Annotated in this window: 31 protein-coding genes and 1 pseudogene; 9 read left to right on the top strand and 23 right to left on the bottom strand. The window is 67.6% G+C overall.

The annotated features are described in order from the left end of the window. Nucleotides 1-36: 36 nt before the first annotated feature. Entirely contained in the window at nt 37-558 is a 522-nt protein-coding gene (locus CRM90_RS23820; RefSeq protein WP_083121189.1) for a gamma carbonic anhydrase family protein, read from the bottom strand. Here CRM90_RS23820 and CRM90_RS23815 point away from each other — a divergent pair. Both CRM90_RS23815 and CRM90_RS23810 read left to right on the top strand, forming a co-directional pair. Beyond that, nucleotides 557-757 carry a hypothetical protein gene (locus tag CRM90_RS23815; RefSeq protein WP_502693312.1) on the top strand — a complete coding sequence of 67 codons (201 nt, stop codon included), beginning with the start codon at nt 557-559 and terminating at the stop codon, nt 755-757. The genes CRM90_RS23820 and CRM90_RS23815 overlap by 2 nt on opposite strands. 120 nt (nt 758-877) lie before the next feature. Then, complete coding sequence (locus tag CRM90_RS23810; RefSeq protein ID WP_102809396.1) at nt 878-1,648, top strand: fasciclin domain-containing protein; 771 nt, start codon at nt 878-880, stop codon at nt 1,646-1,648. Between the two features lie 5 nt (nt 1,649-1,653). On the opposite strand, the gene CRM90_RS23805 is transcribed toward CRM90_RS23810, so the two are convergent. From CRM90_RS23805 to CRM90_RS23785, 5 genes are all read right to left on the bottom strand, one after another. Then, nucleotides 1,654-2,451 carry a crotonase/enoyl-CoA hydratase family protein gene (locus tag CRM90_RS23805; protein WP_102809395.1) on the bottom strand — a complete coding sequence of 266 codons (798 nt, stop codon included), beginning with the start codon at nt 2,449-2,451 and terminating at the stop codon, nt 1,654-1,656. Next, nucleotides 2,451-3,596 carry a thiolase family protein gene (locus tag CRM90_RS23800; RefSeq protein ID WP_102809394.1) on the bottom strand — a complete coding sequence of 382 codons (1,146 nt, stop codon included), beginning with the start codon at nt 3,594-3,596 and terminating at the stop codon, nt 2,451-2,453. The genes CRM90_RS23805 and CRM90_RS23800 overlap by 1 nt, the downstream gene beginning before the upstream one ends. A 69-nt stretch (nt 3,597-3,665) precedes the next feature. After that, on the bottom strand, nt 3,666-5,408 hold the full coding sequence (locus CRM90_RS23795; RefSeq protein ID WP_102809393.1) for a DUF3556 domain-containing protein: 1,743 nt from the start codon (nt 5,406-5,408) through the stop codon (nt 3,666-3,668). A 135-nt stretch (nt 5,409-5,543) separates the two neighbouring features. Then, nucleotides 5,544-6,059 carry a DoxX family protein gene (locus CRM90_RS23790; protein WP_102809392.1) on the bottom strand — a complete coding sequence of 172 codons (516 nt, stop codon included), beginning with the start codon at nt 6,057-6,059 and terminating at the stop codon, nt 5,544-5,546. A 41-nt stretch (nt 6,060-6,100) separates the two neighbouring features. Next, on the bottom strand, nt 6,101-7,357 hold the full coding sequence (locus CRM90_RS23785) for a WS/DGAT domain-containing protein (protein ID WP_233209482.1): 1,257 nt from the start codon (nt 7,355-7,357) through the stop codon (nt 6,101-6,103). 26 nt (nt 7,358-7,383) lie between these two features. Between CRM90_RS23785 and CRM90_RS23780 the strand changes: the two genes are divergently transcribed. After that, nucleotides 7,384-8,187, top strand: a complete 804-nt coding sequence (locus CRM90_RS23780; RefSeq protein ID WP_502693311.1) for an SDR family NAD(P)-dependent oxidoreductase — start codon at nt 7,384-7,386, stop codon at nt 8,185-8,187. Here CRM90_RS23780 and CRM90_RS23775 read toward each other — a convergent pair. From CRM90_RS23775 to CRM90_RS23760, 4 genes are all read right to left on the bottom strand, one after another. Beyond that, complete coding sequence (locus CRM90_RS23775) at nt 8,174-9,088, bottom strand: alpha/beta fold hydrolase (protein WP_102809391.1); 915 nt, start codon at nt 9,086-9,088, stop codon at nt 8,174-8,176. The two genes, CRM90_RS23780 and CRM90_RS23775, sit on opposite strands and share 14 nt — an antisense overlap. A 15-nt stretch (nt 9,089-9,103) precedes the next feature. After that, entirely contained in the window at nt 9,104-9,724 is a 621-nt protein-coding gene (locus CRM90_RS23770; protein ID WP_102809390.1) for a hypothetical protein, read from the bottom strand. Then, nucleotides 9,721-10,299: an Rv1363c family protein gene (locus CRM90_RS23765; protein WP_102809389.1), complete on the bottom strand. Its 579-nt coding sequence runs from the start codon at nt 10,297-10,299 to the stop codon at nt 9,721-9,723. The genes CRM90_RS23770 and CRM90_RS23765 overlap by 4 nt, the downstream gene beginning before the upstream one ends. 80 nt (nt 10,300-10,379) lie before the next feature. Continuing rightward, complete coding sequence (locus CRM90_RS23760; protein ID WP_102809388.1) at nt 10,380-10,853, bottom strand: VOC family protein; 474 nt, start codon at nt 10,851-10,853, stop codon at nt 10,380-10,382. Between the two features lie 110 nt (nt 10,854-10,963). On the opposite strand from CRM90_RS23760, the gene CRM90_RS23755 reads away from it, so the two are divergent. After that, nucleotides 10,964-11,821 carry an alpha/beta fold hydrolase gene (locus CRM90_RS23755; RefSeq protein WP_233209481.1) on the top strand — a complete coding sequence of 286 codons (858 nt, stop codon included), beginning with the start codon at nt 10,964-10,966 and terminating at the stop codon, nt 11,819-11,821. Here CRM90_RS23755 and CRM90_RS23750 read toward each other — a convergent pair. The 3 genes from CRM90_RS23750 to CRM90_RS23740 all read right to left on the bottom strand — a co-directional run bounded on the left by CRM90_RS23750 (nt 11,818) and on the right by CRM90_RS23740 (nt 16,377). Next, a complete protein-coding gene (locus tag CRM90_RS23750; RefSeq protein WP_102809386.1) occupies nt 11,818-12,729 on the bottom strand; it encodes a 2-hydroxyacid dehydrogenase in 912 nt (303 codons plus the stop codon). The genes CRM90_RS23755 and CRM90_RS23750 overlap by 4 nt on opposite strands. Before the next feature lie 8 nt (nt 12,730-12,737). Further along, nucleotides 12,738-15,359 (bottom strand): helix-turn-helix transcriptional regulator, encoded by a 2,622-nt coding sequence (locus tag CRM90_RS23745; RefSeq protein ID WP_102809385.1) that lies wholly within the window; start codon nt 15,357-15,359, stop codon nt 12,738-12,740. 85 nt (nt 15,360-15,444) lie between these two features. Next, complete coding sequence (locus tag CRM90_RS23740) at nt 15,445-16,377, bottom strand: hypothetical protein (protein ID WP_102809384.1); 933 nt, start codon at nt 16,375-16,377, stop codon at nt 15,445-15,447. A gap of 46 nt (nt 16,378-16,423) precedes the next feature. Here CRM90_RS23740 and CRM90_RS23735 point away from each other — a divergent pair, with 46 nt between their 5' ends. Then, a complete protein-coding gene (locus tag CRM90_RS23735; RefSeq protein WP_353616993.1) occupies nt 16,424-17,200 on the top strand; it encodes an adenylate/guanylate cyclase domain-containing protein in 777 nt (258 codons plus the stop codon). On the opposite strand, the gene CRM90_RS23730 is transcribed toward CRM90_RS23735, so the two are convergent. Beyond that, nucleotides 17,197-17,364 carry a hypothetical protein gene (locus CRM90_RS23730; protein WP_102809383.1) on the bottom strand — a complete coding sequence of 56 codons (168 nt, stop codon included), beginning with the start codon at nt 17,362-17,364 and terminating at the stop codon, nt 17,197-17,199. The genes CRM90_RS23735 and CRM90_RS23730 overlap by 4 nt on opposite strands. Before the next feature lie 37 nt (nt 17,365-17,401). On the opposite strand from CRM90_RS23730, the gene CRM90_RS23725 reads away from it, so the two are divergent. Beyond that, entirely contained in the window at nt 17,402-18,082 is a 681-nt protein-coding gene (locus CRM90_RS23725; protein ID WP_102809417.1) for a guanylate cyclase, read from the top strand. A 4-nt stretch (nt 18,083-18,086) separates the two neighbouring features. Here CRM90_RS23725 and CRM90_RS23720 read toward each other — a convergent pair whose 3' ends face one another. Next, on the bottom strand, nt 18,087-18,398 hold the full coding sequence (locus CRM90_RS23720; protein ID WP_233209479.1) for a hypothetical protein: 312 nt from the start codon (nt 18,396-18,398) through the stop codon (nt 18,087-18,089). 21 nt (nt 18,399-18,419) lie between these two features. Then, nucleotides 18,420-18,944 carry a DUF1942 domain-containing protein gene (locus CRM90_RS23715; RefSeq protein WP_158249050.1) on the bottom strand — a complete coding sequence of 175 codons (525 nt, stop codon included), beginning with the start codon at nt 18,942-18,944 and terminating at the stop codon, nt 18,420-18,422. Between the two features lie 91 nt (nt 18,945-19,035). Here CRM90_RS23715 and CRM90_RS23710 point away from each other — a divergent pair, with 91 nt between their 5' ends. Continuing rightward, a complete protein-coding gene (locus tag CRM90_RS23710; RefSeq protein ID WP_102809415.1) occupies nt 19,036-19,719 on the top strand; it encodes a class I SAM-dependent methyltransferase in 684 nt (227 codons plus the stop codon). On the opposite strand, the gene CRM90_RS23705 is transcribed toward CRM90_RS23710, so the two are convergent. The 5 genes and pseudogenes from CRM90_RS23705 to CRM90_RS23685 all read right to left on the bottom strand — a co-directional run bounded on the left by CRM90_RS23705 (nt 19,710) and on the right by CRM90_RS23685 (nt 22,855). Then, nucleotides 19,710-20,015 carry a diguanylate cyclase domain-containing protein gene (locus CRM90_RS23705; RefSeq protein ID WP_158249049.1) on the bottom strand — a complete coding sequence of 102 codons (306 nt, stop codon included), beginning with the start codon at nt 20,013-20,015 and terminating at the stop codon, nt 19,710-19,712. The two genes, CRM90_RS23710 and CRM90_RS23705, sit on opposite strands and share 10 nt — an antisense overlap. Beyond that, entirely contained in the window at nt 19,993-20,595 is a 603-nt protein-coding gene (locus CRM90_RS23700; RefSeq protein ID WP_102809380.1) for a dihydrofolate reductase family protein, read from the bottom strand. The genes CRM90_RS23705 and CRM90_RS23700 overlap by 23 nt, the downstream gene beginning before the upstream one ends. A 54-nt stretch (nt 20,596-20,649) precedes the next feature. Further along, a complete protein-coding gene (locus CRM90_RS23695; RefSeq protein ID WP_102809379.1) occupies nt 20,650-21,318 on the bottom strand; it encodes an arsenate reductase ArsC in 669 nt (222 codons plus the stop codon). A gap of 50 nt (nt 21,319-21,368) precedes the next feature. Then, nucleotides 21,369-22,424: pseudogene (gene arsB, locus CRM90_RS23690) on the bottom strand (ACR3 family arsenite efflux transporter); the annotation flags it as partial. Beyond that, nucleotides 22,421-22,855 (bottom strand): ArsI/CadI family heavy metal resistance metalloenzyme, encoded by a 435-nt coding sequence (locus CRM90_RS23685; protein ID WP_102809378.1) that lies wholly within the window; start codon nt 22,853-22,855, stop codon nt 22,421-22,423. The pseudogene arsB and the gene CRM90_RS23685, both read right to left, overlap by 4 nt. A gap of 96 nt (nt 22,856-22,951) precedes the next feature. On the opposite strand from CRM90_RS23685, the gene CRM90_RS23680 reads away from it, so the two are divergent. Next, on the top strand, nt 22,952-23,311 hold the full coding sequence (locus CRM90_RS23680) for an Rv2640c family ArsR-like transcriptional regulator (protein ID WP_102809377.1): 360 nt from the start codon (nt 22,952-22,954) through the stop codon (nt 23,309-23,311). Here CRM90_RS23680 and CRM90_RS23675 read toward each other — a convergent pair. Further along, nucleotides 23,308-23,748: a class I SAM-dependent methyltransferase gene (locus CRM90_RS23675; RefSeq protein ID WP_353616992.1), complete on the bottom strand. Its 441-nt coding sequence runs from the start codon at nt 23,746-23,748 to the stop codon at nt 23,308-23,310. The genes CRM90_RS23680 and CRM90_RS23675 overlap by 4 nt on opposite strands. Between CRM90_RS23675 and CRM90_RS31475 the strand changes: the two genes are divergently transcribed. Next, nucleotides 23,719-23,958, top strand: coding sequence for a hypothetical protein (locus CRM90_RS31475; RefSeq protein ID WP_353616994.1), 240 nt, complete (start codon nt 23,719-23,721; stop codon nt 23,956-23,958). The genes CRM90_RS23675 and CRM90_RS31475 overlap by 30 nt on opposite strands. Here CRM90_RS31475 and CRM90_RS23670 read toward each other — a convergent pair. Next, nucleotides 23,955-24,353 (bottom strand): VOC family protein, encoded by a 399-nt coding sequence (locus CRM90_RS23670; protein WP_102809375.1) that lies wholly within the window; start codon nt 24,351-24,353, stop codon nt 23,955-23,957. The genes CRM90_RS31475 and CRM90_RS23670 overlap by 4 nt on opposite strands. Nucleotides 24,354-24,420 lie beyond the last annotated feature (67 nt).

Below are 24,420 nucleotides of genomic sequence, written 5' to 3'. Positions count from 1 at the left end.
AACCTGACCACGGTGTGAGATCGATCCCGCCGGCCGCTACGCGGAGTCGTGGTGCAGGTCGATGAGGTGCTCGTAGACCGCGGCGTTCATCCGATTGCCGTCCAGTTCGGCGTCGGACAGGTCGCGGCGCACCTTGGCGGGAACACCGGCCACCAGGGATCGCGGCGGCACCATCATGCCCTGCGGAACCACCGCGCCGGCGGCCACGATCGACCCCGCACCGATCACGGCGCCGTTGAGCACGATCGAGCCCATCCCGACCAGCGAACCGTCCTCGACCGTGCAGCCGTGCAGCACGGCGTTGTGCCCGACCGTCACGCCCGCACCGATCTTCACCGGGAAGCCCGGGTCGACGTGCACGGTGGAGCCGTCCTGGATGTTGCTGCCCTCGCCGACGTCGATCCATTCGGCCTCGGCCCGCAAGGTCGCCGAGTACCAGACGCTGGCCCGCGCGGCGAGCCGCACCTGGCCGATCACCGCCGCGTTGGGTGCGACCCAGGATTCGGCGTGCAGTTCGGGGCTGTGCCCGCCAACGGACATGATCAGTGGTTCGGCCATGGCCGACATCGTAGGCAGACGCGTTCAGGAGCCCGGAAAGACCTTGGTAGCCCCATCAGGTCGGCGGGCTGTGGCGGCCGCCGGGGCGGGCCGGCTTCGCGACGTGCAGGGCAGCTACGACCTGGCCTTCTACCTCGCGGCGGGACTGTGCGTGCTCGCCGCGCTGCTGTGCTGGCGGGTGCGCCGGGCAGCGCTCTGAACTGCAGCTTCATCAGCCGTTTTGAGACTGAAGCTTTGCTGCCAGTACGATTCGTCGGGGCGCAGCGGTAACGGGGACCCGCGTTTCGCCGACTCCACTAGAGACTCAAAAGGAGCCGAAGTGAGCATTCGTACCAAGTCCCTTGGCGTCGCCGCAGGGTTGGCCGCCATCGCCATCGCGATCCCGACGGCCGTTCAGGCCTACGCAGATCCGACGCCGACCACCACCACCCCGGCGGCCCCGACCACGTCGGAGATCCCGGTGCCGAGCATGAGCCAGCTGCCCGATCCACAGGGCTCCGGCTGCGACGCGTACAAGAACCGCATCCCGAGCGGCTCCGGTTCGTTCACCAGCATGGGCAACCAGCCCGCGACCGCGGCCATCGCCGCGAACCCGGACCTGAGCACGTTCAGCGCGGCGATCTCCGGTGGCCTCAACCCGGCCGTCAACATCGACAGCGTCATCGACGGCGGCCCGTACGTGGTGTTCGCGCCGACCAACGACGCTTTCGCCAAGCTCGACGAGGCGACGCTGGAGCAGCTGAAGAGCGACCCGGCCGCACTGACGTCCACGCTGTACTACCACCTGGTGCTGGGCTACCTGGGCCCCGATGATCTGCACGGCAAGATGCCGACGCAGCAGGGCAGCCCGGTGAACGTGACCGGCAAGGGCGGCGACATCAAGGTCAACGACACCGCGAAGCTGGTGTGCGGCTACACCGCTCGCGGCGCGTACATCTACATGATCGACACCGTGCTCAGCCCGGCCGATGCGCCCGAACCCAATACGGCGACCAGCACCACCAGCACGACGCCGACCACCACGACGACGTCGTCGCCGGCCGAGTCGACGTCGGCCACGCCGACGACGACCAAGCCCGCGACGGCCTAACTAGGTCAGCGCGCCTTCCAGACCGGCTGGCGCTTTTCGGCGAAGGCCAGCGGGCCTTCCTTGGCGTCCTCGGACTTCATCAGCGGGCCGATCTCGCGCATGGTGCGAGTCCAGCCGGCTTCGTCCGCGGTGACGGTCCCGTCGTCGACACCGACCGCGACGCGCTTACTGGCCTGCACGGCCAGCGGCGCGTTGACGGTGATGCGTTGCGCCAGAGCCAAAGCCGCGTCGACGACGGTGCCGTCGGGCACGACGTCGTTGATCAGGCCCCACTTGAGCGCCTCGGCAGAGGTGATCGGTTCACCGGTGAACAGCAACTGCATGGCCACCTTGCGGGGCAACTGCTCGACGATGCGGAACACACCACCCGCCGCGGCGACCAGGCCGCGCTTGACTTCCGGCAACCCGAACTTGGCGCTCTCCTCGGCGATCACCAGGTCGCTGGCCAAGGCCAGTTCGGTTCCGCCGCCCAGGGCGGTGCCGTTCACCGCGGCGATCGTGGGCTTGTCGATGAAGTGCCGGACGTAACCGGCGAAACCCCACTCCGGGTGTTGCGGGTGAAAGAGGTTCTCCCGCTTGTAGATCGCTTTCAGGTCGGCCCCGGCGCAGAACGATTTGCCGCCGGCACCGGTGATCACCACCGCCCAGACGTCGGCGTCGTCCTGCGCCTGCGCAAGCAGGTCACCTACGGCGGTGCTGACCGCACCGTTGACGGCGTTGCGCGCCTCCGGCCGGTTGATCGTGATGAGCAGGACGTTGCCCCGCCGCTCTCCGAGAGCGGCGGGGGCTTGCACGTCGGTCACTACAGCAGCTCGAGAATGGTGGCGTTGGCCTGGCCGCCGCCTTCGCACATGGTCTGCAGACCGTAGCGAATTCCGTTGTCGCGCATGTGGTAGAGCAGCGTGGTCATCAGCCGTGCACCGGAGCCGCCGAGCGGGTGGCCCAGGGCGATCGCGCCGCCGTTGGGGTTGAGCTTCTTCTCGTCGGCGCCGATCTCCTTGAGCCAGGCCATCGGAACCGGCGCGAACGCCTCGTTGACCTCGAAGGCACCGATCTCGTCGACGCTGAGGCCGGACTTGGCGAGGGCCTTCTGGGTGGCCGGGATCGGGCCACTCAGCATCATCACCGGGTCAGAGCCGGCCAGCGTCGCGGTGTGCACGCGGGCGATCGGCTTGAGGCCCAACGACTTTGCCTTCTCGGCGGACATGAACAGCAGCGCGGCCGAGCCGTCGGAGATCTGCGAGGAGTTACCCGCGTGGATCACGCCGTCCTCGGAGAACGCCGGCTTGAGCTGGCCCATCTTCTCCAGGGTGGTGCCGCGGCGGATGCCCTCGTCCTTGAGGACGACGTTCCCTTCGGCATCCTTGATGCCGACGATCTGATCCTCGAAGGCGCCGGAGTCCTGTGCGGCAGCGGCCTTTTCGTGCGAGTCCAGGGAGAACTGGTCGAGATCGGTGCGGCTCAGGCCCCACTTGGTGGCCATCATCTCAGCGCCGATGCCCTGGTTGGGGGTGCGGTCGTAGCGGCCCTTGAATCCGGCCGAGTAGGGGTTTCCGCCGTTGGCCAGCGAGGCGCCCATCGGGGTGCGCGACATCGACTCGACACCACCGGCGACGACGACGTCGTAGTGGCCGGCCACCACGCCGGCGGCGGCGAAGTGCACCGACTGCTGGCTGGAGCCGCACTGGCGGTCGACGGTGACACCGGGAACCGACTCGGGCCAACCTGCGGTCAGCACCGCGGTCCGCGCGATGTCGAGGGCCTGCTCACCGGCCTGCATGACACAGCCCCAGATGACGTCGTCGACGATCTCGGGGTCGATGCCGGCGCGCTGGGCCAGACCGTTGAGCACCTGGGCCGAAAGCTCGGCGGGGTGCACACCGGACAGACCGCCGTTGCGCTTCCCGACTGGTGAACGTACCGCTTCGACAATTACCGCTTCAGCCATCGGCCTACTCCTTTACGACGGGGTGATCTTTGGATCAAAACACACGCCGTTTGACGACCGTCAAGCGGGTCAACCAACCGTTCGGTCAGTCGTACCCGACGTCACGTGCACCGGCAACGTGTCGTCCCACGGCTGCCGGTTCACCATGTCGGCGACGTTGACGTAACCGGTCTCGAATTCGCCGGTCGCGGCATCCACCAGCCGGTACTCCTGCCGCTGCCGGTGCAGCGGCTGGCCGTCGAGCAGCACCACACGCACCTCGCCGGGTTCGAAGTGACAGCGCTTCTGCATCGCCGCGATCAACTGTTCGTTGTGCATGTGCCCGTCGCCGAAGTTCCAGCCGATCGCCATGCTGCAGATGCGCTCGCCGTCGGTGATCGAGTAGTCCTCTTCATTCGCACCGGCCATGGCGCGGTGGGCCAGGGTGAACAACGCCTTGCCGTGAGTGTTGAAGGCGCGGAACGCGTACCCCATGAACAGCGGGATCTGCGCGGCTTCCTTACTGCCGTAGAACTTTTCGAGCTGCGCGGCCGGCATGTTGGCGATCGTCACCAGGTTCTGCTCGATCTTCGCCTCCGCGGAGGGCTTCACACACCACAGCGTGGTGTCCCAGTTGCCTGCGTAGTAGCGCATACCGGGCAGGAAGGACACCTTGCGCGGCACCGTGTTTCCGAGGACGACGGTGGTCGCCAATGCCAGGAACAGCAAGATCGGCCACGGGCTGGTGATGTCGGTGATCCCGATCTGAGCGTGCGCGACGAACAGGGACAGCACCGAGAAGATCATGAAGACGTTCCACTCCAGCGGAACACCCATCGGAATGGCCGACAGGATGCCGAGGTGGAAGCACACCATCACGATGGCCGCGATCGTGGTCGGCCACCCGCCGTGGGAGAAGAACAGCGCCAACGGAATACCCATCTCGATGGCGGTGCTGATGTGGGCCAGCGTGTGCGACATCGGGCCGGGTCGAAGGTCTTCGGGGAACTTCTTGAAGAACATCCGCTTGAGGAAGCGTGGCCGCACCACCGGACTGTTGGACATCATCGTGGAGATGACGAACGGGAAGTGCCGGGTCAGTTTGGAGGTCGCGGCGCCGATCCAGATCGCCATGCACACCAGCTTGGCGGCGATGATGATGTCGACGCCGCTGAACAGGAAGGCCACCGCGAACGCGCCGTACACCTCGCCGCGGGCGGCCAGGAAGATCACCTTGTCGCGCAGACCGGCCAGCGCCAGCAGCGCCACGACTGTCGCGATCTGCCAGGTCGGCAGCAGACCCACCTCGGTGCCCAGTTCCGGGACCGGCCCGGTGCCGTCGGAGAACAGCGCCACCAGGATCATCACGATCAGCGCCCCGTAGAGCACGATGTCGACGGGGCCACGGTTGTCGCCCTTGGTCAGCGGCACCAGTTTGGGCCACGGTGGCAGCCGGATCGTGTTGGGGCGCAACCAATAGATGATCGATCCCATCGGCGGCCAGAACCGGTTGTTCAGCGGGCCGAAGCCGCAGCCGAGGCCGACGACCTCGAAGAGCATCGTGTACAGCACGGCCTTCTCGTAGACGATCGGCTCCGACCACCACGATCCGATGTCGGTCAGTCCACCGATGCCCGCGGTCGCCAGACCGAACAGTGCTCCGACGAAGACGTAGAGCAGGATCTTGACGACGTAGAACAGATGCAGGGCGACCGGCGTGCCGAAGCCCACCTCGGCCCAGTGCCGTGCCATCGGTTTGATCTTCTCCGCGCGGGTGCCCTTGCTCCACGTCTCGAAGTCGATGACGGGCACTTCCTGCTTCAGAAATCCCATGGCAAAAAGACTAGAACGTGTTCTAGTCGGACGGGTGCGAATTCCCGCGCGGCGAGACTTCTCCGCGAGCAGACACAAACTCGGGCGGATTCGGGCAAAAATGCCCGAGTTTGTGTCTGCTCGTGACGGGAACTGTCAGGCCTTGGCGGGCGGGCGGTAGAAGATGGCCAGCTGGCCGATGCCGCCGGCCAGGCCGAGCACCAGTGCGATCAGCAATCCGCACCACCCGTGCAGCCACGGGTAGACGCTGGTGCCCTTGAACAGCAGATAGTCCAGGCTGTACTTGCCCGCGCCGGTCGCGGCGATCGCGACGGCCGCGGCCGCCAGCACCAGGTTGTACTCCCAGCCCTCTTTGACGATGAAGAAGCCGTTGTGCCGGTGCACCGTCCACGCCGCAACGAGCATGAGCGCGACGAATCCCGCGGCCGGGATCGGTGTCAGCAAGCCCAGCGCCAGGCCGATGCCGGCAGCCATCTCGGTGCTGGCCGCCACCCGGGCGTGAAAGGTGCCGGGCTTCATGCCGATGCTCTCGAACCAGCCGGCGGTCCCTTTGATCCGGCCGCCGCCGAAGAACTTGTTGTAACCGTGGGCGGCCATCGTCACGCCGAGCACCACACGCAGGATGAGCAGTCCGACACTGTAGGCAGTCACGCAGGTAAACCTAGAGCATCGGCACCGATCGGCGTTACACCTCAGCGGCCAAACGCAACGCGCAACCGGTCAAGGTAGTCGTCGACGTCCACGTTGTCCGGGTCGGCGTGCACGCTCAGCGCGATGGTGTCGCCGAGGCCGTGCACTCCGTGGGTCAGGCTCATCATCGGCGAGAGCCCCGACCACCCGGCGGCCAGCAGGACCGGACAGCCGCCGAAGGACAGATCCGCGGGCCCACGATTCACGCTGGACACCACGGTGTTGCCGGTGACCGTCGCCGACCGCGCGTCCGGGTCGAATTGCCGCACACCCCAGCGCAACAGCACCGCGGGAACGGCGGCCGACGCGGCGGCCGAGGCTCGCAGCGCCGGATGCTCGCCGCGCAGGCGCTGGGCGGCCAGCTCGGCGGCGATCAGCTCCGCCCGCCGGGCGCGGCCGGCCTCGGTGTGCAATCGGATCCCGACATTGCGAAAGTTGTTGTGCCCGAACGGAACCTGTTGTCCGGCCATCGTCACTTCGGCCGTCAGCGCCGAGGTGTCCTCACCACGCGCGGCGAGGTACCCACCGAGCGCCTCGGCGATCACCGCCAATGCCCCGATGGTGACGGTGGGTTTGGTCAGCTGGTCGCGGTCGAGCACCAGCGTCCGCAGTACCGGTGTGGCGCGGGGCCGCTGATTGATGCTGAGCAGCGGAGCGCCCGGAGCGGCAGGCGGCACCAGCCCGGCCTCGGTGTCGCGGACGAGTTGGCGATGGGTGCGCGCGGCGGCCACACCGCGGGCAGGCAGGAACCCAGGCCGCGCGGACGACGGCACCGGCACCGGCTGTCGCCGGCCGAGCAGCGCCCCGCCGAGCAGGGTCCCCCGGGTGCCGTCGGCGAAGGCGTGGCCGGTCTGCATGACGACCACCGATCCCCCGCCTCGGCATCCCGGCACACCCACAACTTGCGGGAAAATGTGTGCGCGCCAAGTCATTCGATGAAGATCCAGCGGGTCACCACGGAACCGCGCAGCAGTGTCCAGGCACTCTTGCCAGTCCACTCCCCCGGTGTCGTGCAGCACGAACTGATCGGCGCCGACATCTCCGCGGCACCATCGCGGGTATCGCCACCGGCCGCTGTCCACCACCCGCATCCGCAGTTCGTCGCACGCCTGGGCGCGCCGGCGTAGTTCGTCGACGGCGATCTGCGGCGACTCTGGCGATCCGTCGAAGGCGTACAGCACCAGCTGATCACTGGGTACGACGGCCGACATCCAGAACATCTGCGCGTCAACCGCGGTCATCGGTCTGCTGGCAGCCATGGCGGCCATTGTCCTAGGCTGGCCAGGTGCTGCCGACTCCCGGTCCCCACCGCGCCGCGCTGATCACCGGAGCCTCCTCCGGCATCGGTGCCGAAATCGCTCGCGTGCTGTCCTCGCGCGGTCACCACGTCGTGCTGGTAGCCCGCCGCACCGACCAGCTCACCGCACGCGCCGAGTCGCTGCCTGGCCCGAGTTCCGTTGTCGGCGCTGATCTTTCGCAGCCCAAGGAGCGGGCAGCGCTTCCCGGGCGGGTCGCCGAACTCGGGCTGGACGTCGACATCCTGGTCAACAACGCCGGGCTGTCCACCACCGGCCCGGTGGCCTCAGCCGATCCCGCCGCCGAGCTCAACGTGGTCGAGGTGGACGTGGCCGCCGTCGTGGACCTGTGCACCCGCTTCGTCGGCGCAATGGCGGCCCGCCGGCGCGGGGCGGTGCTCAACGTCGCCTCACTGGGCGCCTTCGGACCGCTGCCGGGGCAAGCCGTCTACGGGGCGGCCAAGGCCTTCGTGCTCTCCTACACCTATGCGCTGCGCGAGGAACTCAAACCCAGCGGCGTCACGGCAACCACCCTGTGCCCGGGTCCGGTGAAAACCGGATTCGGCGCGGCCGCCGGCATCTCCGACGAAGACGCCGAGGCGGCGCTGCCCAAGCCGCTGTGGGTATCGGCCGAAGATGTCGCCAAGGCCGCGGTGGACGGCTTGGCCGCCGGCAAGGCAGTCGTCGTGCCGGGCCGACTCAACTACGCGGCGACCGCGGTCTATCAGCTCACACCGAAGCGGCTACTGCTGCCACTGCTGGCCCGCAGCCACCCGAGCCTCAAGAAGAAGTAGTGCGCAGGAAGTCGACGATCTGCCCGCCCACCACGTCGGGCTGTTCGAGCTGAAGGAAGTGCCCGGCGTGCTCGACGATCGCCACTTCGCTGCCCGGCGGTAGCACCCCCGCCACCCAGGGGGTGAATTCCGCTGTCATGCAACCGTCGTCGGCTCCGTGCAGGTACAGCGTCGGCAGCCGCGGCACCTCCAGCCACAGCCGGTTCAGCTCGGCGTAGCGGCTCGGCGGGCGGGTGTTGCGGATGGTGGCGCGGTAAGTGCCCAGTGCGGCGCGCCAGCGATCCGGGCTGCCGATCGCGGCGTCGACGTGCCGCAGATCCTCGGCGGCGTTGTAGCCGGGCGACCAGCGGCGCCACAGCAGCGGGACGATCCACGACGACGAGCGCTCCGGGGCGAACGGCAGCTGAAAGTAGGTGATGTACCAGCTGCGCAGGAGTTGCACCGGAAGCAGGCGCAGCAGCCGGCCCCGGTTGGCCAGCTTCCTGCCCGCCCCGGGCCGCAGCGCCGCCGACGGCGGCACCGACATCACGACGGCCTTGGTGAACGGGCTGTCCGGCATCGCGGCCAAACCGGTCGCGGCGATCGCGCCCCAGTCGTGGCCGATCACCACGTCGGCTCCGGTGGGATTGCACGCCGCAAGCACCCGCAGCGCGTCGTCCATCACGGCCCCGATGTGCTGGCTGCCGTCGGCGGGCAGCGACGAGGGCACATAGCCGCGCATGAACGGCGCGATCACCCGGTAGCCGGCCGCCACCAGATGCGGTGCCAGTTTCCGGAAACCGTAGGCGGTATCGGGAAAGCCGTGCAGGCACAACGCGATCGGGCCGTCGTCCGGGCCCCAGCTCAGCGCACGCAGCTGCACAGCCGGTGCGGAGACGTCAATCCAGCGCGGCTCGGTCATCGAACCCCCTCTTCGCTAGATCGGGTCGAATCCCGAGATGAGCCAGCGGTCTTTGACCTTCTCCAGGGTCACCCGCACGCTGGAGGCGGTGTTGGTCGGCGCGTCGGTGCCGACCACGACGGTCTGGTCGACGAACAGCAGCACCACCGCGTGATCGGGCTTGGCCGAGACCGATGCCGCCGCGGGCACGGCCGCCAGGGCGGAGATCTTCTTCTCCTTGGCACCCGGGATGACGACGGTGTTGATCAGCTGCGTGTAGGCGTCCAGGAAGCTCCCGGTCAGGCGGTCGCGCGCCGCGCCGAGGTCCTTCTCGACCGACTCGGGCTTGTAGCTCAGGAGGGCGACGGTGGAGTCCTTGGCCGCCTGCACCGATTCGGTGCGGGCGGTGTCGGCGTCCCGGCGCGACGAATCCTCATAGCGTAGGTAACCGGCCGCCGCCGCGAGCAGCAGCGCCACGATCGGCAGCACGCCGAAGGCCACCGCCCCGGCGAGGCTGAACCGCTTCTTCGGTGCGGCCTCGGTAGCAGCCGGCGCCTCGGCGGCGCCGTTGGTGTCGGTGAGTTCGGCCGCGGTGGCCTCGTCCTCGATGGCCTCGTCTGGTTTGGCGTCTTCTGGTTTGGCGTCGTCAGTCGTCACGGTACGAACTCCACTTTCGCGACCTTCGCTTCGTCGTTCCCGGTTTTCTTGACCGTCAGGCGCATCCGCCAGGCGCGCTTCGGCTGGTTGGGTGCGCCTCGGTTGGAGGTGGTGACGGTGACGGCCACCAGCACCTGGCCTTCGTTGCCCGACACCGACTCCAGCCCCGCCTCGGTCACCTCACCCACCGATTTGGACTGGGCCTGCTTGACCACCTCGATGAACGGCTGGGACCGCTTCGCGAAGTCGTCGTAGAACGCATCGGTGGCCGAGTCGAGGATGCGCTGGACATCCTTGTCGGCCTCGGCGGCGTCGATGGTCGTCAGGTTGAGCGCGCCCTGCCGGCCGACGCCGACCAACAGGTCCTGCAGCTGCGCGGCCTGCCTGGACTCGTAGGCCCGGTAGCCGAGCCATCCCGTCAACGCGGCCAGGGCGACCACGACGGCCGTCCCCACGATCAGCGCCAGCTGCACATGCGAGCGCGCCGGTTTCGCGGGTGTGGGCGTGTCCCCGTCAACCCCGAGCTCGACGGCCGTGGTGGGCTCGTCTCCGGGCTCGGCAGGCTCGTCGGCCATGTTTCTCCCTCTGCGGCGTTACCGGGCTCCGATCACCCGCACTTGGGGCGAAAGGCTACCGGTAGGCGCTGTGAGGGCCGTCACGGGTTCGCGACAGCGGCTTCCAGGTCGGCGATGACGATTCTGCGCATCCCGAGCATGGCCTTGGTCGCGGCGGCCGCTCGGGTCTGGTCGGGGTCGGACAGCAGCTCGTAGAGCCGGGTGGGCACCACCTGCCAGCTCAGCCCGAATCGGTCCTTGAGCCAGCCGCACTGTGATTCCTGACCGCCGGCGACCAGCGCATCCCAGTAATAGTCCACTTCGGCCTGGTCAGCGCACTCGATCAGGAACGACACCGCTTCGGTGAACGAGAACACCGGCCCGCCGTTGATGCCGACGAACCGGGTGCCGTCGAGGGTGAACCCGGCCGATACGACCCGGCCGGCGGTGCCAGGCCCCGCGTCGGTGTAGCGGTTGACGTACTCGATGGACGAATTCGGGAAGACGCCGGTGTAGAACCGCATCGCCTCCTCGATGTCGTCGTCGAACCACAGCGACGGGGTGATGGTGGGCACGGGTGGTCTCCTCTCCAGGACAGTCGAAGGGATTGACCGCCCGGGGTACCGAAACTCATCGATAGCACCGCTATGTAACGTGCTGTTCAGGTTCGGTCGAGAGGATGCCGGTGAGCAGCACGAACAGCGGTCAGACAGTGGAGTTCCGCGGCACCAACGAGCTCGCCCTCGTGGCCGACGAGTGGAACCGGGGCGCCGAGTCGGCGGCTGAGCGCCCAACAATCCTCATGCTGCACGGCGGCGGGCAGAACCGGTTCTCCTGGAAGAACACCGGCCAGGTGCTGGCCGACCACGGTTTTCACGTGATCGCGCTGGACGCCCGCGGGCATGGTGACAGCGACCGCGCCCCGGATGCCGACTACAGCGTCGACTCGCTGTCCGCCGACGTGCTGCGGGTGCTCGAGCAGATCGGCCGCCCGGTCGTGCTGATCGGGGCCAGCATGGGCGGGTTGACCAGCATCCTGGTGGCCGAGGAGGCCGGGCCTGCCGTGGTGACCAAGCTGGTTCTGGTCGACGTGGTGCCCCGCTTCGAGAAGGACGGCAGCGCCCGGATCCGGGACTTCATGTTCAGCAATGTGGACGGCTTCGACAACCTCGAACAGGCGGCCGATGCCATCGCCGGATACCTGCCGCACCGCAAGCGGCCGAAGAATCTCGACGGTCTCAAGAAGAACCTGCGCTTCCGGGACGGCCGGTGGTTCTGGCACTGGGATCCCGCGTTCCTGACCGCCCCGAAAGACGATCCGTTCGGCCGGGTGGAGCGGCTCGAACAGGCCGCCATCGACCTGACCATCCCGATCCTGCTGATCCGCGGCAAACTGTCCGATGTGGTCAGCGCCGAAGGGGTGCAAGACTTCCTGGCAAAGGTGCCTGCCGAGTTCGTCGAACTCTCCGACGCGGGCCACACCGCCGCCGGTGACGACAACGACGCCTTCAGCGAGGCCGTCGTCTCGTTCGTCACCCGCTAGACCGGTGTGACCAGCTGACCGCTGGCCAGGAACTCCTCCAGGTTGCGCATCGCCAACGTGGCCATCGCTGTTCGGGTTCGCATCGTTGCGCTGCCCATGTGCGGCAACAGCACGACGTTGTCGAGCTCCCACAACCGAACGGGTACGTCGGGCTCCGCCGCGTAGACGTCCAGACCGGCGCCGGCCAGGCGGCCCGCTTCCAGGAACTCGATGAGCGCGTCCTGGTCGACGACGCTGCCGCGGGCGACGTTGACCAGGAAACCGTCCGGGCCGAGCGCCTCCAGCACCTCGCGATCCACCAGCTGCGTGGTGTCGGGTCCGCCGGCGGTGACGACCACCAGGACGTCCACGGACGCCGCCAGCTCCACCGGTGAAGCGGCGTAGCGGTGGGGACTGTCGGGTAGCTCGTGGCGGTTGTGATAGGCGATGGCACAGTCGAATCCGCGTAGCCGGGTGGCGATAGCCGAGCCGATCCGGCCCAGCCCGAGGATGCCGACGCGGCTGCCGCTGAGGTCGCGGGTGTAGGGGAACGGCCCCTCGGTTGCCCAGCGGCCGGCCCGCACGTATCGGTCGGCGGCGCTGAACCGGCGCATGGTGTCGAGGATCAGGCCGAGCGCGGTGTCGGCGACGGTGTCGTTGAGGACGTCGGGAGTGTTGCTCACCCCGATCCCCCGCTCGCGCGCCGCGTCGACGTCGATGGCGTCGTACCCGGCGCCGAAGTTCACGATGGCCCCCAGCGCGGGCAACGAATCCATCAGCGCGGCATCGACACCCGGCCTGCCACCGCACACGATCACCGTCACCTCGGCGGCACGCTGCGTGTCGACGGGGTGTCGCAGCGGTGTGTGCTTGGCCGTCAGTTGCTTCTCCAGAGACGGTTCGAGTCTGCCGACGACGAGGATGGCCATACCGCCAGTCAACCAGGCCCGCCGTCCTCGAGCGCGTGGCGGATGATGTCGCGCAGGTCCTCGCGACTGGTCACGTTGAGTTTGAGGTACATCCGGTACAGGTGCCCCTCGACGGTGCGGGTCGACACCACGAGCCGTTCGGCGATGTCGCGGTTGGACAATCCGCGCACCACCAGCTGGGCGATCTCGCGTTCCCGACGAGACAGTGGCAGCGGCTGCGAGGTGGCCATCAGTGCTGGTGTCTTCAATCCGCCGCATTCCTTACCGAGCCGGTCGGCGGCCGCCGCCGCTTCCAGTGAATGTCTGCGCTGTCCGGCGGCATCGAAGAGTGCCGCCGCCTGTGCTGCGGCGTCGGCCGCCGACAGCAGGGCGCCGATCCGTTCGAACTCCTGCGACGCCGAAAACACCGCTGCACCATCGTCTTTCATCAGGCCGGTGGCGTGCGCCGCGTCGATGGCCGCCAGCGGCCCACCGATCACCGCGGCCACCTCGACGATCCGTGGCAGGCAGGTCTTGTCGCCGAATCGCGCGGCGGCGTGCAGTGCCATCAGCTCGATGGCGCGCTGGCCCGACTCGGCGGCCAGGTCGGCCGCGCGCAGGGCCATCGTGACCGCGCCGCTGACATGGCCCATGGCCGCGGCCAGCCACGCCTCGGCGATCCGGACCGCAGGTTCGAACATCGTCGCCGCGCGGCTCACCAGGTCCCGCAGTTCAGTCACCAGCGGTGCGGCCGCCGAGTCGTACCCGAGTCCGCAATAGCACTGCGCCAGAAGCAATCTGGCCGGCACGTTCCAGGAGGCGGCGGCCTCACCGCTGAGCGCGGCCAGGGTCTCCTCGAGACGGCCCATCGCCACCCGCAGTTGCCCCCGGCCCAGTTCCACGGTGCCCGCCAAGACGTTCGCCATCGCGCGGGCGCGGTACTGGCCGGGCGAGGTGATCCGCACGATGTCACCCGAACGGGCTTGCGCGGCAGCGAAATCACCGGCCAATGTCAGGGCGCGCACCTCACCCAGCGCCAGCAGGAACCGCAGCAACCCGTCGATCTTGTCGTAGACCTCGTGGCCCCGTGCGGCCAGCCGTGCCGCGTCGGCGGTGCAGCCTTTGAGTGCGGCCGCCATGCCACCGCCGAAGACCGCCCACCCGACGGCAATCGGTGGCGCGGCCGGATCGGCCAGCACCTTGTCGGCCAGCTCGGCGGCCTCGTCGAGTCGATTGTCGAGAACGGCCAGCGCGGCAGCGAGGCTATCGACACCCACTCGCACACGCGGGTGGGTGATTCTCTGCTGCAGCATTTTCAGGATCTCTGCGGCGGCCGCGGCGTCTCCCATCGACCACTGGAGATTCGCAATCCGCGCCATGCCCCACCGGGCCAGCTCGAACTCGGTGAGGGTGTCGGGGTCGAACGACGCCAGGATCACTTCGGACTCGGGAGCCCGGCCTTGCCACAGCAGTGTCCGCGCGAGTAGTTCGGAGGCCACCAGGCCGCCACCGGCGTCGACGGCGGCCCGGGCCAGCCGCTCGGCGAGCGTGATGTTCATCAGGGCGATCGCGTCTTCTGCTGCGCGGGAGAAGAATCCGGCGTCCATCGTGGTGTCGGAGTGCAGCGCCAGTTCAGCGCGCCGCACGCGTTGCACCGGCGTCTGCGACGGGTGCAGATCCATCGCGCCCACCAGCTCGGTCCGCAGGCGGCGGCCCGCGACCTGGCCCAGGCTCTGCCGGATGACATCGCCGATCACCGAGTGGGTGAAGTGAATTTCAGCTGAGCCGCCGATATCGACGACGCGGATCAGTCCTCGCCGCTCGGCTCGTTCCAACGTGTCGGTGTCGACGAGCTCGGACAGCACCTCCAATGTCAGCGGCTCCGACACCGCCAGCAGATGCAGAGCCCGCCGTTCGTCGTCGGGCAACCGGTCGAGCCGACTGCTGAGCAACGGCGCCAGTTTCGAGGCCACCGCCGTCTCGCCGCGGAGCTGCCAAACACCGTTGACCTGGCGCAGGGTTCCGGCTTCCAGCGCCCCTTCGACGAGGTGCCGGACGAATAATGCGTTGCCACTGGAGGCTTCCCACATCAAGTCCGCGGAAAGCCGCTCCAGGCGTCCGCCGAGGGCCGTCTCGATCAGCGCCACCGACTCGGCCTTGCTGAACGGCGCGACATCCAGCCGAACCAGGTAGCCGTCTTTCCACAGCGCGGTGATCGTCTCGGGTATCGGCTCGCCGCTGCGGGCGGTCGCCACGATGCGCACCGCCCCTTCGACAGCCAGCCGGTGTAGCAGCGTCGCGGACAGGTGGTCGACCAGGTGCACATCGTCAACGCCGATGAGCGCCAGCTTCTCCCGGCGTACCGCGTGAAAAGCGGCGGCCAGCATGGCGACCGGGTCGGTGGGCATCGGACTGACAAGCAGATGGGCGAACACACCCAGCGGCACATCGCGCGCGGACTCGGTGCCTGCGACCCACACCGCGGCGGTGCGCAACGTGTGCGCGGCCATCCGTGCCAGCGTGGTCTTCCCGACACCGGCGTCGCCGAGAAGCAGAGTCCCGCATTGGCCGGGCCGGCCCTGCAGGGTCGCCTGGATCGCGGCGAGTTCCTTGCCTCGACGCATGACAGGCCAGGTGCGGCTGTCCCCCACGGCCGCAGTTTACGCAGGCGAAAGCCCTGAACTGGGCGGATTGCGCACGTTCGGAGCCCACACGAAGACCGGTCCGCGGCCGGCGCTAGGCCAACAACGGGACGTCGCCGTGCCTCTGGTCGGTCAGGATCTCGAACATCGCGCGCCGCGAGGCAGCCAGTTCGGTGTCAAGACCGTTGCCGGACAGAGTTATTCGACAATCCGCCAGAGCGGAGTTGTAGCAGTACTTGGTCGCACTGTTGGTGTCGGTGTAGGTCAGCCCGATGACGTCGCCGGGCTCGGCCCGAATCTCGCCGTGCAGTTCGAATCCGTCGGTACGGCCGCCGAACGACCATTCGAACGGTGCGTATGAACCGTGGGTGTGCCGGGCGCCCAGTATGGACCGCACGGCCACCTGCCAGCCCGCGTGGCGCAGGACGAACAGGGTGGTGGCGGGCAACCGCAGCGGTCCGAGTGCGGCGTGCGCGGTGACCACCTCCAGGCTGGACTTGGGGTGCTCGTCGAATCCGCACACCTGGCCGAAGGCGTAGGCCGGGGTGTGCTTGCTGCCCCAGTTGTGGTTGACACTGCCCGTCCACGATTCGACGGCGACTCGGGCGTCACCGAGGGTCACCGTGCCGTCGAAGCGGGCCAGCGGGTGGCGCACCTGGGTCTTGGCGGTGGGGAACTTCGCCGTATAGGAGCGGTCGGTGAGGAGCTTGACCGGCGGTTCGTCACCGGGCGTGATGGCCAGGTCGCACGACGCGCCGTCCAGCGTCGCACTGGCGTGTACGTCGTCGATCTCGGTATCGGCGATCCTGGCCGACCAGGGATCGGACAGGTAGTCGGCGTCGGCCAGCGGGTGCGGCACCTTGAGCGCACGGTTTCCGGCACCGTCGGGGTCGAACAGCATCACCCAGACGTCGGCCACCGCGTCGCCGGGCTTGGGCAGCAGTCGTGTCCAGCGCAGCCAGATGGCCTGCGCGCGCCGAGGGTGATTCGCGCGGATGAATCTGCTCTCGTAGTAAGGAGGCATCATCTGTTCAGGATCGCGGACAGAAGGGCGACGCACAGTGGGTTGGACGATCGTGGCTGCGGTGTTGGCGGTGCTGGTCGTGGGCGAAGCGATCGCGCTGCTGGTGATGCGCTCACGTCTGGCCGCCACCCAGCGGGAAGCCGACGAGCTCCGCGGGCGGCTGGACACCCGCACCATGCTGTGGACGGGCGGCCGGGAGGCGGTCAAGCAGGTGTGGCAGACCGCCAACCTGGTCCGCACCCAGGGCTTCGGCGGTGCGGTGCGGTCATCGATCGAGGAGCTCGCCGACTGGGCCGACGTCGAGCGGCCGGACCTCGCTCGGCTGGCGCCCGACGGCAAGGTGGTGGTGATGTTCTCCGACATCGAGGGGTCCACCGCGCTCAACGAACGCATCGGAGACCGGGCCTGGGTCAAGCTGATCGGCAGCCATGACCGGATGGTCCGGCGGCTGGTGAACAAACACGACGGCCACGTCGTCAAGAGTCAGGGCGACGGGTTCATGGTGGCCTTTGCCGACCCCTCCGCCGCGGTGAATTGCGCGGTGGCAATGCAGCGGGAATTGGCGCGCGATGCGAAACGGTTGCGAAACAACAGCATTCGGGTACGGATCGGCATCCACATGGGCAAGTCGGTGCGCCGCGGCGACGACCTGTTCGGTCGCAACGTCGCGATGGCGGCCCGGGTCGCCGGTCAGGCCGACGGCGGCGAGATCCTGGTGAGCGAGTCGGTGCGGACCGCCGTCGGCGATCAGCAGAACTTCGACGAGGGCCGGGACGCCGAACTCAAGGGGTTCAGCGGCAGCCACCGGCTGTACGCGGTGGCCTAGCCCTTCGGCGCGGCGTCCGCTTCGGCGTGACGCTGGTGCAGCCGGGCGCGGATCTCGTCGGGTGTGTATGCCTTGCGGCGCCGTTGGTCCCGCGCGACGAGTACCCCGCCCGCGACGACGCCGGCCGCACCGGCCAGACCGATCCACTTCCAGATACCGCGCATGCGATCACACTATGCTGCGCTGGTGAGTGAGCACACCGTGTCGTTGACACAGGCGCTGAACGAAACCCGCACCGGTGACGTCTGGTTGTTCCGCGGCGGATCCGGCCCGGACCGGGCGATCCAGACTTTGACCAACGCGCCGGTCAACCACGTCGGCATGACGGTGGCGATCGACGATCTGCCGCCGTTGATCTGGCACGCCGAGCTCGGCCACAAGCTGCTGGATCTGTGGACCGGAACCAATCACCGGGGAGTGCAGCTCAACGACGCGCGAGAGGCCGTCGAGCAATGGCTGCACCACTACGGTCAGCGGTGTTGGCTGCGTCAGCTCACCCCGGATGTCAGTCGCGACCACGAAGATCAGCTGCTGAAGGTGATCGCCCGGATGGACGGCACCCCGTTTCCGTCGACGGCGCGGCTGACCGGCCGCTGGCTGCGCGGGCGGCTACCCACCGTGAGTGACTGGACGCGGGGAATTCCGGTCGTACACAAGAAGGTTCGACAATCCGCGGAGCGGCGCAAGCTGGCCGAGCGCGAAGTCGGGCTGCAGACGGCCTATTGCGCGGAGACGGTGGCCCTCACCTACGAGGAGATGGGCTTGCTGGCCACCGAGAAGAACGAGAACTGGTTCGATCCCGGCCGGTTTTGGAGCGGTGACACGCTACCGCTGGTCGACGGCTATCGACTCGGTGACGAAATACAGGTTCTGGCAGACTGATTCGTCAGAAGCCGATGCCGACGCCGATACCGATCGGTGACTCACGGTGCGGGCACGACAGGTCGACGTAGACGGTGGTCGCGCCGGTCGACTCGCCGGGCGAGCTGTCCGGATTGTGCACGGCCACCACCTGGCAGGAGGACAACGGCGCACCGGTGTTGCCGTCGACCCAGTTGATCGCGACGACGTAGCCCTGGGACTGCAATTCGTCGATGGTCGCCTGTGCCGTGTCGGCCGAGGCCGTCGACGCGAACACGATCGGCGCAGCGGCCGCGCCGAGCAGCGCGGTCACCGATCGCCCGATCCCCCATCGCATGACGCGCCTCCCGAGCTGAACCTACCCGGCGCCCCAGACCGCCAGCACCTTGCCTTTGGGGTCGCGGAACTGGATCGCGGTGATGGTCTGGCCCTGGGGTACGTCGTAGGCGACGTGGCCGGCGACCTGCTGGTCCTGCGCGAGCTGCCCCGAGGTGATGCCGGGGCGGACAGCGCCGACGGCGGGCGCGATGTTCGACCCGTCGGCGGCGCGCGCGACGAGGTAGAAGCCGTTGTAGGCCGGTGTGCCGCTCTTGGCGGCGATCGTCACGTCGACGGCGTACATCGTGCCCTTGGCTGGGACGATCTGAGCGTCGGGCGGCACCGGCTGAAGGTTGTCGACGACGTAGGCCGCGGTTCCGTCGGATGACGCGATGTCGACCTTGGTGCCGAATGCGACCGCTTCCAGCGCGGGTGCCATCGACGTACTGGCAGGTGTGCTCGGCGGCGACTGCTGGGCGGTCTGGGTGGAATTCCCGCATGCCGCACCCATGAGTGCGATGGCCAACAGGCCGAGAGGGACTCTAACCAACCGTGTTCCGCGCATGGGCGGATAGTAGCGCGCGGGCATCTCGCCGGTCTTGCCTGATTGGCAAATCCCCTTGCCGATGTCGCTCGTCCGTCAGCACCATCGGGACGTGACCTCAACTGCGAACCCGTTCGACGATCCACGCCACGTCGAGATGTACGCCGCCCGTGCGGCGCAGATGGTGCCCGCCTACCGCGACATCCACCGGCTGGCCACGGTTCTCATCGATGAACGCGCGCCGTCCGATGCCAGGGTGCTGGTGCTCGGAGCCGGCGGCGGGCTGGAGACCAAGGCCTTCGCCCAAGCCCAGCCAGGGTGGACGTTCGACGCCGTTGACCCGTCGGCGGCGATGCTGGAACTCGCGGCGCGCAACCTCGGACCGTATGCCGAACGGGTGCGCATGCACTGTGGCTACATCGAGGACGCCCCGGACGGCCCGTTCGCCGCCGCGACAAGTCTGCTGACACTGCATTTTCTGCCCTGGGAGGTCCGCCGCGAGACGGCCGCACAGGTCCGGCGCCGGTTGGCACCCGGTGCGCCGTTCGTCGTTGCGCACATGAGTTTTCCCCAAGGCGACGGCGAACGGGACGTGTGGATCAGCAGGCATGTCGCGAACCTCGTCGCGGCGGGCATCGATCCGGCGGACGTCGACAAGGCGCGCAGCGCCATCGCCGACGAGGTTCCTGTTCTGTCGCCAGAACAGGACCGCGCCATTCTGCGGGAAGCAGGCTTCACCGATGTCACCGAGTTCTTCACGGCGTTCACGTTCCGCGGCTGGGTCGGCTATGCCTGAGCTCCCCCACCCTCGCCGCGCCGGTCACGTTTGATGCGGTACATCGCCTCGTCGGCTCGGGAAAGTAGTTGCGCGGCAGTGAGATCAGAGCCGGCTGCGCGCCCGATGCTGGCGCCTACGGTCAGCGCATGGGAATCGACGTCGAAGGACGTCGACAGACTGTGACCGATGTGCTCGGCAAGGTCATCCAGCTGGGCGAGGCCCGGTAGGCGTTCGCGGACGACGACGAACTCGTCACCACCCAGACGGACGACGACGCGTGAGTCTAGGTTTTCACCGCCCGCTTCCGGCGTCATGGCCCAACATCGAATCCTGCTGCCCGACATAGCGCAGATGAACGATGCCGTTGTCGAACGTCTCGTGCCCTTCGAGCCTGAGGTCGAGCTGCACATCGTCGGGCAGTGCCCGCAGGCCACCGCCCACCACCTTCGGGACCACGAAGAACTGGAACTCTTCGACCAGGCCGGCCCGGATCGCGGCGGCCGCGACGGTCGGCCCGAAGATCTCGACCACCCCTGGTGCGTCGTCGACGATTCGCCGCAACTCCGCCAGGCTCAAGTCCGGCACCAAACGGACACGGTCCGATCCGATCTCGTCGTGCGTCAGCGTCGAGGACGCCACCACCTTGTCGATACGCCGCCAGCGGCGAGCGAACTCCTGCTCTGCCGGCGTCCAGACCTGGTCGTCGGGATCGGTCTCCCAGTACTGCATCAACTCGAAGGTCCGGCGGCCCAGCACCTCGGTGGACACCTCGCCCATCCGCTCGACGTGCGTGGCGAACACCGCCCCCTCGGGGGCGGACCATTGGAAGTCGCCGGCAGCGTCGGCGACGTAGCCGTCGATGGACATGGTCGCGGTGAAGATCAGCTTTCCCATGCCATACAGACTGACTCAGCCGGCGGAAGTCATCGCGGAGGCTGATGGGTGTGGTCAGTGCACGGCGGGTTCGATGCCGAGTTCGGCGAGAAGTCGGCGCACCCGCACCTCGACCTCGTCGCGGATTGGCCGGACGGCGTCGATCCCCTGGCCTGCCGGGTCGGGCAGTTCCCAGTTCTCGTAACGCTTTCCGGGAAAGAATGGGCAAGCGTCACCACACCCCATGGTGACCACTACGTCGGCGGCCCGAACGATCTCATCGGTCCATGGCTTCGGGAACTCGCGCGCGATGTCGATGCCGATCTCGGCCATGGCGGCCACGGCGGCGGGGTTGATTTCGTTGCCTGGTTCCGAACCTCCCGACCACGCCACTGCGTGGTGTCCGGCGAGGTGATTGAAGAATCCGAGCGCCATCTGGGATCGGCCCGCATTGTGGGTGCACAGGAATAACACCATGGGCTTCGCGGTGGTGATCTTGCCTTCGACCCGCGCGAGGGCATCAAGGCGCTGGCGCGCCCACCGCTCGGCCAGCAGCGGCAAGAAATTGGGGACCGTGGCCCGCGCGGCGACCTGCTCGTAGGACGAATGCAGAAAACGCTCGATGGTATCGACACCGAAGTGCTCGCCGAACTCGCTGTGCAAACGGGCGGCTGCTGTCGTCAACGCATGCTGCTGGTCGATGGACAGGTCGTGTCGAACGTGTGCGGCCGGGCTGTCGGTCATGGCGTGCTCCTGTCAGGCTTCGGGGTCGGTGGTCGAGCGGCGTCAGTGAAACGGCGCCGGAGTGCGAGGGAGACGTAGACCAACGCGACGAGGACGGGCACTTCGATGAGGGGGCCGACCACTCCGGCGAGCGCCTGCCCGGACGTTGCGCCGTAGGTGGCGATGGCCACCGCGATCGCGAGCTCGAAGTTGTTGCCCGCCGCGGTGAACGCCAGGGTGGTGGTGCGCTGATAGCCCAGCCCGAGTAGCGCGCCGAGCAGGTATCCGCCGCCCCACATGATCGCGAAGTACGCCAGTAGCGGGAGCGCGATGCGGACGACGTCCAGCGGGCGACTGGTGATCTGATCACCTTGCAGCGCAAAAAGAATGACGATGGTGAACAGCAACCCGTAGAGGGCCCACGGTCCGATCCTCGGCAGGAATGCGGATTCGTACCACTCGCGGCCCTTGGCTTTCTCCCCCAGCCGCCGGGATAGGTAGCCGGCGAGCAGCGGGATGCCCAGGAAGATCAGCACTGATTTGGCGATCTGCCACGGCGAGGTGCTGATGGTGGTCTGTTCCAGCCCCAGCCAGCCAGGCAGCACGGACAGGTAGAACCAGCCGAGCACGGCGAACATGACTACCTGGAACACGGAGTTGAGGGCGACGAGAACGGCGGCGGCTTCACGGTCGCCACAGGCGAGGTCATTCCAGATGATGACCATCGCGATGCAGCGGGCGAGGCCGACGATGATGAGTCCGGTGCGGTACTCGGGTAGATCGGGCAGCAGCAGCCAGGCCAGAGTGAACATCAGCGCGGGTCCGAGGACCCAGTTCAACAGCAGCGAGCTGATGAGTAGTTTGCGGTCCCCGGTGACGGTGTCCAAGCGGTCGTAGCGGACCTTGGCCAGGACCGGATACATCATGATCAGCAGGCCCAGCGCAATGGGCAGCGAGATGCCGTCGACTTGTACCTTGTCCAGCGCGGTGTTCAGCCCGGGTACCAGGCGACCCAGCAGAAGGCCGACGGCCATGGCAAGGCCGATCCATACCGGCAGGAATCGGTCCAGTAACGACAGCTTCCCGACGACTGCGGTGTCGATGCCAATTGCGTTGGGCGCGTTCACGATGAGCAGCAAACGCCGCCCTCGGCGGCGCCTCCCTCAGAGTGTTCGGGGCTGTTGCCGAAGGTGTCCGAATCCGCGAGGACGGTGTAGACCTCCCATTTCTCGCCGGCGGGGCCCGTCACCCACACCTTGTCCTGGGTGGCGAAGCAGCAGGTGGTGCCGATCTCCTCGTCCGTGAACAGACCTTCACCGGTGAGGCGGGCGATCTCAGCGTGGACGGTCGCGCTGGATTCGACCTCGACGCCGAGGTGGTTGATGGTCCCGCCCTTGCCAGGGTTCTCCAGCAGGACAAGTTTCAACGGCGGGTCGACGACGGCGAAGTTCGCGTAGCCCGGCTTCACCTTGGCCGGTTCGGTGTTGAACAGCTTCGAATAGAACGTGATGGCCTCGTCCAGGTCATCGACGTTGAGGGCCAGCTGAGCGCGGGACATGACGGGCTCCTACCTATGTGGCATATGTCGAACTACGGGTACACACGATGATGCCACCTCTTCGACGTATGTCAATATCCGTGGCAAGATGTAGCCATGCCGAAGACGCTGCCCACCGTGGACATGTCCGCGCCGGTCCGCTGCGCGCCAGTGGCCGCCGGCCCCGTCAGCGATCAGGCAGCACTCGAGATCGCGTTGCGGCTCAAGGCATTAGCTGACCCGGTTCGGGTCAAACTGGTCTCATTGCTGTTCGGCTCGGACGCGGGCGAGGTATGTAGTTGCGACCTGGCAGCGGCGGTCGAACTGAGCGAATCAACCGTCAGCCACCATCTGTCTCAGTTGCGTCGTGCAGGTCTGGTCGAATCCGAACGCCGCGGAATGAACGTCTACCACCGCCCGCGCCGCGAGGCGCTGGTGGCGCTCTGCACGGTGCTGGACCCGAACTGCTGCCGCTAGATCACCGGCAGGTCGCACACCAGGAGATGGAAGGCACGTGGGCCGGCACCCACACGTCTGTCCTCGATCTGATCGAAACCCGCGGCGCGGATAGCCGACACGAGTTCGTCGATGGGCCGCAACCGAAATCCGTGGCGGGTGAAGGGCATCGTGGTCATCTGTTCGGGATCCCCCACCCCGAGGACCAATCGGCCGCCCGGCCGCAATACCCGAGCCAGCTCATGGAGAGCTGGTGCGAGATCCGGCACGAAATAGACCGTGTTGGTCGAGATGATCGCGTCCAGTGCGGAATCGCCGAGCGGCAGACTCTCCATCCGACCGGAGTACAGATGTAACCGCCCGCGCGCAATGTCGGTGGTGAACCTGCGCTGCGCCTCAGCGAGCATCGTCGCTGACATCTCGACACCGTGAACAACCGTGTCCCCGCGATCGAGCAAGACCTCGAGTCCGACGCCCCCGCCGAATCCGATGTCGGCGATGTCGGCGGCCGGCCCGCACTCGGTGGCGGCAACGGCAGCGACGACGACGGATCGATTGCCACGGTTGAGTACCCGCCCGACGATCCGGCCCGCGAAGCCGGTGGGATCACCGAGCTGGCGAGCCAGACCGGCAAGCGCGCGGTCGACGAGCGGCATACCTCTCATTAGACACCGAACTTGGCACGCGCATCGTCGCTGATCGGAGTGAACAGATTCACCAGGTTGCCGTCGGGGTCGCGGAACAGCACTGCGCGGTTGCCCCACGGCATGGTGGTCGGCTCGGTGACTACCTCGTCCAATTGCCCACGCAGGCGGGCGTATTCGGCGTCCACATCGGCCACGATGAACTCGATGATGGCGCTGCGATTGGCGGCCGGCTCGGCAGATCCCGCGCCGAACAACGGCACGGTCTTCTCGCTGCCGATGGCCAACGCACCCACCGGCGTGGAGATCTCGGCGAACAGTTCGTTGGCCCAGACCGCATGGGCTCCGGTCACGGTCTCGTAGAACGAGACGAGGCGCTTCACGTCGGCGGTGATCAGGCGGATCGACAATAGCTTCATGGCGCCCAAGCTAGACCCGCCCACCGACAGGTCTGCTAGACGTCAAATCGCGACTGTGGGTCTCGTG

This window comes from Mycobacterium sp. ENV421, from assembly GCF_002887815.1.
In the GTDB taxonomy this organism is placed as follows: Bacteria; Actinomycetota; Actinomycetes; order Mycobacteriales; family Mycobacteriaceae; genus Mycobacterium.
The sequence above is the reverse complement of the archived record's forward strand: the minus strand, read 5'-3'. Positions and strand labels throughout refer to the sequence as shown.

Coding starts and splice junctions, on each gene's coding strand:
- CRM90_RS23815 (WP_502693312.1), top strand. CDS start 557: ATGGCCGACATCGTAGGCAGACGCGTTCAGGAGCCCGGAAAGACCTTG.
- CRM90_RS23820 (WP_083121189.1), bottom strand. CDS start 558: ATGGCCGAACCACTGATCATGTCCGTTGGCGGGCACAGCCCCGAACTG.
- CRM90_RS23800 (WP_102809394.1), bottom strand. CDS start 3,596: ATGGCTGAAGCGGTAATTGTCGAAGCGGTACGTTCACCAGTCGGGAAG.
- CRM90_RS23795 (WP_102809393.1), bottom strand. CDS start 5,408: ATGGGATTTCTGAAGCAGGAAGTGCCCGTCATCGACTTCGAGACGTGG.
- CRM90_RS23785 (WP_233209482.1), bottom strand. CDS start 7,357: ATGGCTGCCAGCAGACCGATGACCGCGGTTGACGCGCAGATGTTCTGG.
- CRM90_RS23775 (WP_102809391.1), bottom strand. CDS start 9,088: ATGACCGAGCCGCGCTGGATTGACGTCTCCGCACCGGCTGTGCAGCTG.
- CRM90_RS23765 (WP_102809389.1), bottom strand. CDS start 10,299: ATGGCCGACGAGCCTGCCGAGCCCGGAGACGAGCCCACCACGGCCGTC.
- CRM90_RS23750 (WP_102809386.1), bottom strand. CDS start 12,729: ATGGCCATCCTCGTCGTCGGCAGACTCGAACCGTCTCTGGAGAAGCAA.
- CRM90_RS23740 (WP_102809384.1), bottom strand. CDS start 16,377: ATGATGCCTCCTTACTACGAGAGCAGATTCATCCGCGCGAATCACCCT.
- CRM90_RS23730 (WP_102809383.1), bottom strand. CDS start 17,364: ATGCGCGGTATCTGGAAGTGGATCGGTCTGGCCGGTGCGGCCGGCGTC.
- CRM90_RS23720 (WP_233209479.1), bottom strand. CDS start 18,398: ATGCGATGGGGGATCGGGCGATCGGTGACCGCGCTGCTCGGCGCGGCC.
- CRM90_RS23715 (WP_158249050.1), bottom strand. CDS start 18,944: ATGCGCGGAACACGGTTGGTTAGAGTCCCTCTCGGCCTGTTGGCCATC.
- CRM90_RS23705 (WP_158249049.1), bottom strand. CDS start 20,015: ATGACGCCGGAAGCGGGCGGTGAAAACCTAGACTCACGCGTCGTCGTC.
- CRM90_RS23700 (WP_102809380.1), bottom strand. CDS start 20,595: ATGGGAAAGCTGATCTTCACCGCGACCATGTCCATCGACGGCTACGTC.
- CRM90_RS23695 (WP_102809379.1), bottom strand. CDS start 21,318: ATGACCGACAGCCCGGCCGCACACGTTCGACACGACCTGTCCATCGAC.
- CRM90_RS23685 (WP_102809378.1), bottom strand. CDS start 22,855: ATGTCCCGCGCTCAGCTGGCCCTCAACGTCGATGACCTGGACGAGGCC.
- CRM90_RS23680 (WP_102809377.1), top strand. CDS start 22,952: ATGCCGAAGACGCTGCCCACCGTGGACATGTCCGCGCCGGTCCGCTGC.
- CRM90_RS23670 (WP_102809375.1), bottom strand. CDS start 24,353: ATGAAGCTATTGTCGATCCGCCTGATCACCGCCGACGTGAAGCGCCTC.